Genomic DNA, 11,809 nt, shown 5'->3' with positions numbered 1-11,809 from the left:
TGCCCTCGAACTGGAAGCCTGGGTGCGTGGACATCAGCACGCGGGAGATGAGCCTCACCGTCGGTGAGGCGGCGGAACGGGTCGGCCTGACCACCTACACGCTGCGCTGGTACGAGCAGGAGGGCCTGGTCGCCCCGGTCGGCCGGGACTCCGCCGGCCGGCGGCGCTACACCGAGTCCGACGTCAACTGGCTGTTCCTGCTCACCCGGCTGCGCCGTACCGGCATGCCGGTACGGGACATGCGGCGCTACGCCGAACTGGCCCGGCAGGGCGACCGCACGCTCGGCGCCCGGCGGGCGCTGTTCGAGGCGCACCGGAGCCGGGTGCTGGCCCGGATGGCCGAGCTGGAGGAGGACCTCAAGGTCCTCGACTACAAGATCGACGCATACCGCCGAGCGGAGGAGGAGCTGGCATGATCAAGCGACGAATGGGCGCGACCGGCCCGGAGGTCTCGGCGATCGGCCTGGGCTGCATGGGCATGAGCTTCGCCTACGGCGGCGCCGACGACGCCGAGTCGACCCGGACCCTGCACCGGGCCCTCGACCTCGGCGTCAACCACCTCGACACCGCCGACATGTACGGCTTCGGGGCGAACGAGCGGCTGCTCGGCCCGGTGGTGCGGGCCCGCCGGGACGAGGTTTTCCTGGCCACCAAGTTCGGCAACCGCACCAGCGGCGACAGCTTCGGCGGCACCGGCAGCCCGGGCGCCTTCGTGGACAGCAGCGCCGCCTGGGCGAAGCAGGCCTGCGGCGCGTCGCTGGCCCGCCTCGGCATCGACACCATCGACCTGTACTACCTGCACCGGCGCGACCCGCGGACCCCGATCGAGGAGACCGTCGGCGCGCTGGCCGAGCTCGTCCAGGCGGGCAAGGTACGGCTGATCGGCCTGTCGGAGGTCAGCCCGGCGACCCTGCGGGCGGCCCACGCGGTGCACCCGGTCTCGGCGGTCCAGATGGAGTACTCCCTGTTCACTCGGGACGTCGAGGGGGAGATGCTGGCCACCTGCCGGGAGCTGGGCGTCTCCCTGGTGGCGTACTCGCCGGTCGGGCGGGGGCTGCTCACCGGGACGATCACCAGCCGGGAGCAGCTCGCCGAGGACGACTGGCGGCGCACCGTGCCCCGGTTCGCCGACGGCAACCTCGACGCCAACCTGAAGCTGGCCGCGGCGGTCCGCGCGGTCGCCGGCGAGCTGGGTTGCACCCCGGCCCAGGCGGCGCTGGCCTGGCTGCTCGCCCAGGGCGAGGACGTCCTGCCGATCCCCGGCACCAAGCGGGTCCGCTACCTGGAGGAGAACGCCGCCGCGGCCGACCTGCGGCTCACCCCGGAGCAGCAGGACCGGCTGCGCGGGGCGGTGCCCGCCGGGGCGGTCGCCGGGGAAAGGTACACCCCGGCAGGAATGCGAACGGTCGGGCACTAGCCCCAGCGGCGGACACCCGGTCCGCCATCGGTCATTGCGCCAAGATCGGACGTCCGGCACCATGACGCCGTGGGTCCCGCTCCGTTGCCCGAGACCGGCGGCGGCTCCAGGTCGCAGCGCGGCGCCAGACGCGCCGAGCTGGAGTTGCCGGAATTCCTCGACGAGTGGGCCGCCCGCCTCCGGGAGGCCGCCGACCGTCCCGTCGTGGGGATCATGCTGCGTGGCAGCCATGCCCGGCGGGCCGCCACCGAGCACAGCGACGTCGACGTCGACGTGCTGGTCGCCGCCGACGACGAGCGGCCCGCCGGCGCCGGCGGGCCGCTCGTCGTCGGCGGGCGACCCGCCGCCCCGGCGGCCGGGACGGCGGGCCCGGCCCGGGCCGCCACCCCGTACGCGGCCCGCCGGGCCTACCTGGCCGAGTTCGACGGCCGGCTGGTGCACGTCTCCGTGGCCGCCCGGGACGTCCGCTCCTGGGTGCACCGGTTGGGCCAGCCCGCCGACTGGGCGTTTGGGCTGCCGGTCAGCGCGCCGGCCCGGCTGCTCTGGGCGGCGCCGGAATGGCGGCGCCGGATCGACCTGCCGGTGCTCTGCCAGCCCGCCGACGAGCCCCGTCTGGAGGAGCTGATCGCCACCCTCGGCAAGGTGGCCGGTGCCCGCTGGGCCGGCGACCCGGTGGGCGTCCGGCTCGCCGCGGCCGACTTGGCCCGGCTCTGCCCGTCGGTGCTGCGCCTGGCCAACCCCTCGGTCCGGGTGGTGTCCCGCCGGGCGGCCCTGGCCGCCGCGCTGGAGCTGCCGGTCGCGCCGGCCGGCTACCGCGACGACATGCTGCTCTGCCTCGGGCTGCGCCCCGCCGGCAGCGCCGAGGTGGGCGCCGCCGCCGGCCGGCTGGTCACCGGGATCGTCCCGCTGGTCCGCCCGCACGCCGGGGAGATCGCCGCGGTCGGCGGCGCGGACCTGGCCGAGGCCCTGGTGGACGGCCGGCTGGACCGCTACCTCGGTCAACTCACCCGGGCCCTGGTCCGTCCCGCGCCCGCCCTCCGGGACACGTCGGCGCTGCCGGTGCCCCGTGCGGGAGAATGGTCAACCGTGCCCGCCTCTGACGCGCCGGTGACCGGCGCACCCGCCAGTTCCGGCGGTGCCGCGGCCCCCGGCCCGGCCCGCCCCTCCCGGCTCGACCCCGCCATCGCGGCCCGGCTGCGCCGCACCCCCGACGGCCTGGTGGCCGCGGTGGTCCGCGCGCACGACTCGGGCGAGGTGCTGATGGTCGCCTGGATGGACGACGAGGCGTTGCACCGCACGCTGACCACCGGCCGGGCCACCTACTGGTCGCGCAGCCGGCAGGAGTACTGGGTCAAGGGCGCCACCTCCGGCCACCACCAGTACGTCCGCTCGGTGGCGCTGGACTGCGACGGCGACGCGCTGCTGGTCAGCGTCGAACAGGTGGGCGCGGCCTGCCACACCGGGCACCGCACCTGCTTCTTCACCGAGCTGCCGGTCGGCTCCGCGGAGGCAACGTCATGACCGACGGCACGGTCAGCCCCGACCAGGGCACCTTCGCCGACCTGGCGGCCCGCTGGCGGGTCGTGCCGGTCACCCGGCGGCTGCTCGCCGACGCGGAGACCCCGGTCGGCGTCTACCGCAAGCTCGCCGGCGGCCCCGGCACGTTCCTGCTGGAGTCCGCCGAGCAGGGCGTCGGCTCGGCGGGGATGGCGTGGTCGCGCTACTCCTTCATCGGGGTGCGCAGCAGCGCCACGCTGACCGAGCGGGACGGCGCGGCCGTCTGGGCCGGCGAGCCGCCCGCCGGGGTGCCGGTCGACGGCGACCCGGTGACCGCGCTCCGGGAGACCGTCGCCGCGCTGGCCGGCCCGGCCTGGGACCCGGCCAGCGGCATGCCGCCGCTCACCGGCGGGATGGTCGGCTACCTCGGCTACGACCTGGTCCGCCGCTTCGAGCGGCTGCCCGAGCTGACCGAGGACGAGCTCGACGTGCCCGAGCTGGGCATGATGCTCGCCACCGACCTGGTGGTGCTCGACCACTACGACGGCTCGGCGATCCTGGTGGCCAACGCGGTGCTGCCTCCGCTCGACGCGCCCGACCGGGCGTCGCTGGTGGCGGCCGCCTATCACCACGCGGTGGGGCGGCTGGACGCCATGACCACCGCGCTGTCCCGACCGATTCCGCCCATGATCTCGACGGTTGCCCGGCCCGGCGTCGGCGAGGTGGTCAGCCGGACGCCGGAGGGTGGCTACCCGAAGGCGGTGGAGGCGGCCAAGGAGGCGATCCGGGCCGGCGAGGGCTTCCAGATCGTGCTCAGCCAGCGCTTCGAGCGCCCCACCCACGCCGACCCGCTCGACGTCTACCGGGTGCTGCGCACCACCAACCCCAGCCCGTACATGTACCTGCTGCGCTTCGACGGCTTCGACATCGTCGGCTCCTCGCCGGAGGCGCACCTCAAGGTGAGCACCGCCGCCGACGGGCGGCGCCGGGCGCTGCTGCACCCGATCGCGGGCACCCGGCCGCGCGGCGGCTCCCCGGAGGCCGACGCCCGGCTCGCCGCCGAACTGCTCGCCGACCCGAAGGAGCGCGCCGAGCACGTCATGCTGGTCGACCTGGGCCGCAACGACCTGGGTCGGGTGTGCCGGCCGGGCACGGTCGAGGTGCCGGAGTTCGCCACCATCGAGCGGTACAGCCACGTCATGCACATCGTCTCCACGGTCGTCGGCGAGCTGCGGGAGGACCGCACCGCCTTCGACGCGCTCGCCGCGACCTTCCCCGCCGGCACCCTCTCCGGCGCCCCCAAGGTGCGGGCCATGGAGATCATCGAGGAGCTGGAGCCGGTCCGTCGTGGCCTCTACGGCGGCACCGTCGGCTACTTCGGCTTCGGCGGCGACCTGGACATGGCGATCGCCATCCGCACCGCGCTGATCCGCGACGGCCGGGCCTACGTCCAGGCCGGGGCCGGGGTGGTGGCCGACTCCGATCCGGCCGCCGAGGACCAGGAGACCCGGAACAAGGCCGCCGCCGTGCTGGCCGCGATCGCCGCCGCCGAGACGCTGCGGCCCGCCCGATGAGCGCGTCGACCGGCGCGCCCGCCGCCCGGGGCCGGCGCGAGCTGACGTACGCCGTGCTGCTCTGCCTGGCCGGCGCGGGCCTCGCGTTCTGGGCGGTGACCCGGACCTGGTCGGTCGAGCTGACCGCCCGCGGCTCGCTGCCGCCCGCCCGGCACGCCCGCACCGGCGCGGAGCTGCTGCCCTGGGTGTCGGCCCTGGCCCTGGTCGGGCTGGCCGGCGGCGGCGCGGTGCTGGCCACCGGGGGGCGGGTCCGGCGGCTGCTGGGCGGCCTGCTGACCCTGCTCGGGCTGGGCGTGGCGGCCGGCGGCGGCTACGGCCTGACCGGGTCCGGGGTGAGCCGGCAGTGGCCGGCGCTGGTGCTGGTGGGCGGGCTGGTCCTGGTGGCCGGCGCGCTGCTCACCCTGCTGCGCGGCGCCGGCTGGCCGGCGATGGGCGCCCGCTACGAGCGGCGGGCGGCGCGGCCGGCCGAGCCCGCCGGCGCGAACCGGCCGGCGGTCGAGCGGGGCACCCGGGACGCCTGGGAGGCGCTCGACCGGGGCGAGGACCCGACGGTCAGCTGACCGACCGGGCGCCCGTCCCGATCGTCACGTGCCCCGGTCAGCTCACCGGCTGGGCGTCGCGCGCGTCCCGGCGCTCCTGGACCGCGGCGCGGGCGGCGGCCAGCTCGGCCACCAGGCGGTCCAGTTCGCGGCGCTGCGCGGCCCGGGCCCGGTCGGCGCAGACCGCCTCCCAGGCGTTGCCCCGGGCCGTGCGCATCCGGCCGTCGCCGGCTACGGCGCGTTCGAGGGTGTGCACGACGCTGACGGCGAGCGACGCGACGCTCCGGGAGATGGTGGTGAATCCGAGGGTCTGGTTCGGACCGTTGGCGCTCATGGTCACTCCGCACGAGATCGTTGGCGGCGGTCGGCGGCCGCCGCATCGAGTCTGCCCGAGGACGATGCTGCCGGGCTCACGTTTCGCCCCCGTGACGCACAGGTCAACTCTGTGGCAGCCCGCCCGACCTGGGTAGGGACCTTCGTCCTTGAGCTTGCTCACAACATCGACGGCCGTCGCAGTCCTGCGCGGACGGGGCGGCCGTGGTGAGATGGGTCATGGGCGGCGGTCGATGTGGCGGCCGGGGGCGCGGGACGCGCCCGGGCGACGCCGGTCGATGGGCGCGGTGGCGCTGCGTGACACCGCGTTCACGCGAAGTCGGTCATCATGCCACAGCCCATTTCGTGAGGAGCGCCATACCCCCGGCGCTTGTCGCCAGGTGGCGCCCCCTAGCATCGGCCCATGACACCCGGAGAGGGGAGTCCGTTGGTGACTGCTGAGCATGCGCACGCGGAGGGGGACGAGGCCGGATCGGCGGCGTCCGCAAGCGTGCTCGACGAGATCCTGGCCGGCGTCCGCGAGGACGTGGCCCGGCGACAGGAGCAGGTTCCGCTCGAGCGGATCCGCGAGCTTGCCGCCGCCGCGCCACCGCCGCTGGACGCGTACGCCGCGCTGCGCCGGCCCGGCGTGGCCGTGATCGCCGAGGTGAAGCGCTCCTCGCCGTCGAAGGGGCGGCTGGCCGAGATCGCCGACCCGGCCGACCTGGCCGGGGACTACGCGGCCGGCGGCGCCCGGGCGATCAGCGTGCTCACCGAGGGCCGCTGGTTCGGCGGGTCGCTGGACGACCTGGCCGCGGTCCGCGCCGCCGTGAACGTGCCGGTGCTGCGCAAGGACTTCGTGGTCTCCAGCTACCAGGTGCACGAGGCCCGCGCGCACGGCGCCGACCTGGTGCTGCTGATCGTCGCCGCGCTGGAGCAGAACGTCCTGGTCGGGCTGCTGGAGCGGATCGAGTCGCTGGGCATGTGCGCGCTCGTCGAGGTGCACACCGAGGAGGAGGCCGACCGGGCCATGGAGGCCGGCGCGCAGGTGATCGGCGTCAACGCCCGGGACCTGCGTACCCTGGAGGTCGACCGCTCGGTGTTCGAGCGGATCGCGCCCGGCCTGCCGAGCAGCGTCGTCAAGATCGCCGAATCCGGCGTGCGCGGCCCGCACGACCTGATCCGCTACGCCTCGGCCGGCGCCGACGCGGTCCTGGTGGGCGAGGGTCTGGTCACCCAGAAGAGCCCCCGCGAGGCGGTCGCCGAGCTGGTCAACGCCGGCAACCACCCGGCCACGCCCCGCCCGGTGCGCTGACCCGCGCCGGGTCCCGACACGTCTCGAGAGGACTCCCGCGATGAGCAGTGACGCCGCGGCCCCGGCCGGCCAGCTCCCCGACGCCGCCGGTCACTTCGGCCGGTTCGGTGGCCGGTTCGTCCCCGAGGCCCTGGTCGCCGCGCTCGACGAGCTGGACGCGGCGTACCGGAAGGCGATGACCGACGAGAGCTTCCTCGCCGAGTTCGACGCCCTCCTGCGCGACTACGCCGGCACCCCCTCGCTGCTCTACGAGGCCCGGCGGCTCTCCGCCCAGCTCGGCGCCCGGGTCCTGCTCAAGCGGGAGGACCTCAACCACACCGGGGCGCACAAGGTCCGCAACGTGCTCGGCCAGGCGCTGCTCACCAGGCGGATGGGCAAGCAGCGGGTGATCGCGGAGACCGGCGCCGGCCAGCACGGCGTGGCCACCGCCACCGCCGCCGCCCTCTTCGACCTCGAGTGCGTGGTCTACATGGGCGAGGTGGACACCGAGCGGCAGGCGCTCAACGTGGCCCGGATGCGGATGCTCGGCGCCACCGTCGTCCCGGTCACCACCGGCTCGCGGACCCTCAAGGACGCGATGAACGAGGCGATGCGGGACTGGGTCGCCAACGTCGACAGCACCCACTACCTGATCGGCACCGCCGCCGGCCCGCACCCCTTCCCCGAGATGGTCCGGGACTTCGTCCGCGGCATCGGCGTGGAGGCCCGCCAGCAGTGCCTCGACCTCACCGGCGCGCTGCCGGACGCCGTCGCGGCCTGCGTGGGCGGCGGCTCCAACGCGCTGGGCATCTTCCACGCCTTCGTGCCCGACACCGGCGTGCGGCTCTACGGCTTCGAGGCCGGCGGGGAGGGCGTGACGACCGGCCGGCACGCGGCCAGCATCACCGGCGGCTCGGCGGGCGTGCTGCACGGCACCCGGACGTACGTGTTGCAGAACGAGGACGGTCAGACGGTCGAGTCGCACTCGATCTCGGCCGGCCTGGACTACCCGGGCGTCGGGCCGGAGCACGCCTGGCTGCACGACAGCGGCCGGGCCACCTACCTGCCCGTCGACGACGACGAGGCGATGGCCGCCTTCGAGCTCCTCTGCCGCACCGAGGGCATCATCCCGGCGATCGAGAGCTCGCACGCGCTCGCCGGCACCCGCAAGATCGCCCCGCAGCTCGCCGCCGAGCTGGGCCGGGAGCCGGTCATCGTGGTCAACCTCTCCGGCCGGGGCGACAAGGACGTGCACACCGCCGGTGGCTACTTCGGCATCCTCGACAAGGAGTGAGAGCGTGAGCCGGATCGGGGTCGCCTTCGACAAGGCCCGGGCCGACGGACGGGCGGTGCTGGTGGGCTGCATGCCGGCCGGCTTCCCGACCGTCGAGGGCAGCATCGCCGCGATGACCGCCATGGTCGAGGCCGGCGTGGACGTCATCGAGGTGGAGATCCCCTACTCCGACCCCGTGATGGACGGCCCGGTCATCCAGAAGGCCAGCGACATCGCCCTGGCCGGGGGCGTACGCACCCGCGACACCCTGCGCATCATCGACGCGGTCGCCGCGACCGGGGCCCCGGTGGTCACCATGACCTACTGGAACCCGATCGAGCAGTACGGCGTCGACGCGTTCGCCCGCGACCTGGCCGCCGCCGGCGGCACCGGCCTGATCACCCCGGACCTGATCCCTGAGGAGGCCGGCGAGTGGCTGGCCGCCTCTGAGGCGCACGGCCTGGACCGGACCTTCCTGGTCTCCCCGTCCTCCACCGACGCCCGGCTGAAGATGACCGCCGAGCACTGCCGCGGCTTCGTCTACGCCACCGCCATCATGGGCGTCACCGGCGCCCGGGCGCGGACCTCCGAGGCGGCTCCGGTCCTGGTCTCCCGGCTGCGCGAGGTCACCGACCTGCCGGTCGGCGTCGGGCTGGGCGTGGGCACCGGAGCGCAGGCGGGCACCGTCGCCGGCTACGCCGACGCGGTGATCGTGGGCAGCGCCCTGATCCGCTGCCTGCTCGACGCCCCCGACCAGGCCGCCGGTCTGACCGCCCTTCGCACCCTCAGCGCCGAACTCGCCGAAGGCGTCCGCAACCCGTCCCGCTGACCTCACGGCCGGGTGGTGCCCACCTCGCCCGCGGCCCGCTGTCCGGGTGGCAAGTGGTGCGCCGGCTCGCGCAGCACGCCGGAGCGGCCGGCGAGGGCGTCGGCGACGGCGGTGCGCGTGGTCGGGGTGAGCGCCTCGGGCAGCGCGTCCGGCGGATGCCAGTCGAGGTGGCAGCCGCCCGCCGCGGTGCCGGCCGGCGCGTCGCCGAGCACCCGCGCCCGGAACACGTGCACCAGCACGTCCGGCAGGGCGCCGCAGTGGCCCGCCCGGGGCGGGGGAGCGGCGGGGTCGCCGAGCCGGTAGAGACCGACCAGGTCGACCAGTTCGACCTCCCAGCCGGTCTCGGCGCGGATCTCCCGGCGCGCGGCGGCGGGCGGGCTCTCGTCGCGCCCGCAGCCGCCCGCCGGGCAGCGCCCAGCGCCGGCCGCCGCCGGACTGCCGGCAGAGCAGCACCCGGCCGGACGGGTCGGTGACGACCGCGGCGACCGCCCAGGTGAGCGCGCTCATGGACAAAGAGCCTACGACCGCGCAAACCAGAAGTCATCCGAGCCACGAACCCGGCCGGACCGGGGTGCCGCGAGCACGGTCCGCACCGGTACCGTGTGCACCCGTGACCCTCGCCCCGATGACCCCACTGGCGGCCCTGCCCAGCCCCAGCACCGCCGTCTGGCAGCTCGGACCGGTTCCGATCCGGGCGTACGCGCTCTGCATCATCGTCGGCATCGTGGTGGCCTGCGTGGTCACCGAATACCGGCTGCGCCGCCGGGGCGTCGCCCCGGGCGCCGTGCTCGACATCGCCGTCTGGGCGGTGCCCGCCGGCATCGTCGGCGCCCGGATCTACCACGTGATCACCTCGCCGGAGAAATACTTCGGCGCCGACGGCCAGCCCCTCAAGGCGTTCGCCATCTGGGAGGGCGGCCTCGGCATCTGGGGCGCGGTGGCCGGCGGCGCGGTCGGCGCCTGGTTCGCCGCCCGGCAGCTCGGCATCCCGTTCGGTGTGGTGGCCGACGCGCTGGCGCCCGGGATGCCGCTGGCCCAGGCGGTCGGCCGGTTCGGCAACTGGTTCAACAACGAGCTCTACGGCGGGCGCACCAGCCTGCCCTGGGGTCTGGAGGTCCACGTCATGGACCCCGACAACCCCGGGCACGCGCTGCGCGACGACGCCGGCAACCCGGTCCTCCAGCCGGGGCTCTACCACCCGGCCTTCCTCTACGAGGCGCTCTGGAACATCGGCGTCGCCGCGCTGGTCGTGGTCCTCGACCGCAAGCTGCGGCTGGGCCGGGGCCGGGCCTTCGCGCTCTACGTAATGGGCTACACGGCGGGCCGGTTCTGGATCGAGCTGATGCGCACCGACGAGGCCAACCACATCCTCGGCCTGCGGCTCAACGTGTGGACCGCGGCGCTGGTCTTCCTCGGCGCGCTGGTCTACTTCCTGCGGGTGCGCGGGCCGCGCGAATACCTGATCCCGGTCGGTGAGCCGGCCGCCCCGGTCCCGCCCGCGGGCGGCGACGTGTCGCAGGTCGACCTCTCCGCCCGGGAGGCCGGCGCCCGGCCGGTCGCGCCGGAGGGCTACCGGGTGGTGAGCGAGGAGCAGTTCCGCGCGTACCAGGAGACCGGCGAGGTCCCCGCCGAGGAGCCGGCGGCGACCGAAGAGGCCGACCGGGACGAGCCCGACGAGGGCGCGACCGCGGAGGCGGCGACCGCTGCGGACACCGCCGAGCGCGAGCCGGTGGACGAGCCGGCCGGCGCGGCGCGGCCCGACCCGGACCGGACGGACGAGGACCGGGCCGGCGCCGGCGGCGCCCGCCCCGCCGACCGGGACAGCTGAGCGGGGGAGTCATGCGGAGCGCGGTGGTGGTCGGCGCCGGCCTCGGCGGGCTGGCGGTGGCCGGCGTGCTGGCCCGGTCCGGCTGGCGGGTCACCCTCCTCGAACGGGCCGACCGGGTCCGTCCGGAGGCGACCGCCGTGGTGCTCTGGCCCAACGGGGTACGTGCGCTGCGCGCCCTCGGCCTCGGCGCCGGGCTGGACGCGATCGCCACCCCGCTGCCCGACGGCGGCGTGCGCCGCCCCGACGGGCACTGGCTGGTGCAGCCCCGCCCCACCCCGGCCGAGCGGATGCCGGTGGTGGTGCACCGGGAGGACCTGCACGATGCGCTGATCGCCGGGCTGGGCGACCAGGTGGAGCTGCGCACCGGGGTGACCGTGCGAACGGTGCGGGCGGATCCCGGCGAGCGTCCCGCGGTCGGCGACGGCCGGCACACCGTCGAGGCGGACCTGGTGGTCGCGGCCGACGGCACCGACAGCGAGGTCCGGCGGCAACTCGCCCCGGAAACGAAGGTGGTCAGCTCCGGCTGTGCCGCCTGGCGGGCCGTCATCCCCTGGTACCGGGCCCCACGGCTCCCCGACGACCAGCCGGTGCACGGCGAGACGCTGGGCGCGGGCTACCGCTTCGTGGCCGCCTCGCTCGGCGACCGGGGCACCGCGGGCGCCTCCCGCCGGGGCGGCATCTACTGGGTGGCCACCGCCGCCGGGGCGCCCCGCCCGGAGCCGCCGGAGACCCAGCTCGCCCTGCTCAAGCGCTGGTACGCGGGCTGGCCGGCACCGATCGGCACGCTGCTCGACGCGACCGACCCGGCCGACCTGGTGCAGCAGGAGATCCGCGAGCTGCGCCCGCTGCCCCGGGCGTACGGCTTCCCGGCCGGGCCGGGCGGGGTGGTGCTGCTCGGCGACGCCGCACACGCCATGCCGCCCCACCTCGGGCAGGGCGCCTGCCTCGCCTTCGAGGACGCGGCCACCCTGGCGGCGCTGCTGCGGGAGTCCCGGCTCCCCGACGCGGTGACGGCCTACGACCGGCTGCGCCGGCCGCGCGCCGCCACCATGGTGCGGCAGACCCGCCGGATGTCGGCCGTCCTGCAGACCCGGGGCCGGCTGGCCCTGCGGGCCCGCGACGCCGCGCTGGGCACGATCAGCCCCCGGCTGCGCAGCACGGCCGCGGCCGCCGCCGCCTCCTGGCATCCGCCGGCCTGACCCCGGCCCTTCCGTCAGGAAAGCCTGCATCGCCCCGGGTCGGGGCG

12 protein-coding genes and 1 pseudogene are annotated in these 11,809 nt (G+C 76.0%); 11 read left to right on the top strand and 2 right to left on the bottom strand.

Annotation, left to right across the window (positions count from 1 at the left end):
- Window positions 1-26 precede the first annotated feature (26 nt).
- The 6 genes and pseudogenes from AC0OLQ_RS26705 to AC0OLQ_RS26680 all read left to right on the top strand — a co-directional run bounded on the left by AC0OLQ_RS26705 (window position 27) and on the right by AC0OLQ_RS26680 (window position 5,048).
- The gene (locus AC0OLQ_RS26705) at window positions 27-416 is read left to right on the top strand and encodes a MerR family transcriptional regulator (protein ID WP_262282487.1); all 390 of its coding nucleotides are present in this window, start codon (window positions 27-29) and stop codon (window positions 414-416) included.
- Window positions 413-1,417 carry an aldo/keto reductase gene (locus AC0OLQ_RS26700; RefSeq protein WP_484528555.1) on the top strand — a complete coding sequence of 335 codons (1,005 nt, stop codon included), beginning with the start codon at window positions 413-415 and terminating at the stop codon, window positions 1,415-1,417. The genes AC0OLQ_RS26705 and AC0OLQ_RS26700 overlap by 4 nt, the downstream gene beginning before the upstream one ends.
- Before the next feature lie 213 nt (window positions 1,418-1,630).
- Window positions 1,631-2,302 (top strand): annotated as a pseudogene (locus AC0OLQ_RS26695) (phosphoribosyl-AMP cyclohydrolase); the annotation flags it as partial.
- A 201-nt stretch (window positions 2,303-2,503) separates the two neighbouring features.
- Window positions 2,504-2,938 (top strand): phosphoribosyl-AMP cyclohydrolase, encoded by a 435-nt coding sequence (hisI, locus tag AC0OLQ_RS26690; RefSeq protein WP_484532440.1) that lies wholly within the window; start codon window positions 2,504-2,506, stop codon window positions 2,936-2,938.
- Window positions 2,935-4,488: an anthranilate synthase component I gene (locus AC0OLQ_RS26685; protein ID WP_484528554.1), complete on the top strand. Its 1,554-nt coding sequence runs from the start codon at window positions 2,935-2,937 to the stop codon at window positions 4,486-4,488. Before hisI ends, AC0OLQ_RS26685 begins: the two co-directional genes overlap by 4 nt.
- Window positions 4,485-5,048, top strand: coding sequence for a Trp biosynthesis-associated membrane protein (locus AC0OLQ_RS26680; protein ID WP_484528553.1), 564 nt, complete (start codon window positions 4,485-4,487; stop codon window positions 5,046-5,048). Before AC0OLQ_RS26685 ends, AC0OLQ_RS26680 begins: the two co-directional genes overlap by 4 nt.
- Window positions 5,049-5,085: 37 nt before the next feature.
- Here AC0OLQ_RS26680 and AC0OLQ_RS26675 read toward each other — a convergent pair whose 3' ends face one another.
- Entirely contained in the window at window positions 5,086-5,361 is a 276-nt protein-coding gene (locus AC0OLQ_RS26675) for a hypothetical protein (protein ID WP_484528552.1), read from the bottom strand.
- Between the two features lie 489 nt (window positions 5,362-5,850).
- Between AC0OLQ_RS26675 and trpC the strand changes: the two genes are divergently transcribed.
- Genes trpC through trpA form a run of 3 tightly spaced genes read left to right on the top strand, consistent with a single transcriptional unit; the run spans window position 5,851 to window position 8,735 of the window.
- Entirely contained in the window at window positions 5,851-6,654 is an 804-nt protein-coding gene (trpC, locus tag AC0OLQ_RS26670; protein ID WP_210406325.1) for an indole-3-glycerol phosphate synthase TrpC, read from the top strand.
- Between the two features lie 40 nt (window positions 6,655-6,694).
- Window positions 6,695-7,927, top strand: coding sequence for a tryptophan synthase subunit beta (gene trpB, locus AC0OLQ_RS26665; RefSeq protein WP_357342651.1), 1,233 nt, complete (start codon window positions 6,695-6,697; stop codon window positions 7,925-7,927).
- 4 nt (window positions 7,928-7,931) lie between these two features.
- Window positions 7,932-8,735, top strand: coding sequence for a tryptophan synthase subunit alpha (gene trpA, locus AC0OLQ_RS26660; RefSeq protein ID WP_357342649.1), 804 nt, complete (start codon window positions 7,932-7,934; stop codon window positions 8,733-8,735).
- Window positions 8,736-8,737: 2 nt separating this feature from the next.
- On the opposite strand, the gene AC0OLQ_RS26655 is transcribed toward trpA, so the two are convergent.
- On the bottom strand, window positions 8,738-9,088 hold the full coding sequence (locus AC0OLQ_RS26655) for an NUDIX hydrolase (RefSeq protein WP_484532439.1): 351 nt from the start codon (window positions 9,086-9,088) through the stop codon (window positions 8,738-8,740).
- Between the two features lie 257 nt (window positions 9,089-9,345).
- On the opposite strand from AC0OLQ_RS26655, the gene lgt reads away from it, so the two are divergent.
- On the top strand, window positions 9,346-10,563 hold the full coding sequence (lgt, locus tag AC0OLQ_RS26650) for a prolipoprotein diacylglyceryl transferase (RefSeq protein ID WP_484528551.1): 1,218 nt from the start codon (window positions 9,346-9,348) through the stop codon (window positions 10,561-10,563).
- 11 nt (window positions 10,564-10,574) lie between these two features.
- The gene (locus AC0OLQ_RS26645) at window positions 10,575-11,762 is read left to right on the top strand and encodes an FAD-dependent oxidoreductase (RefSeq protein WP_484528550.1); all 1,188 of its coding nucleotides are present in this window, start codon (window positions 10,575-10,577) and stop codon (window positions 11,760-11,762) included.
- Window positions 11,763-11,809 lie beyond the last annotated feature (47 nt).

It is taken from the genome of Micromonospora sp. Utrum1, from assembly GCF_057197805.1.
This window is presented reverse-complemented; position numbering and strand designations above follow the sequence as displayed.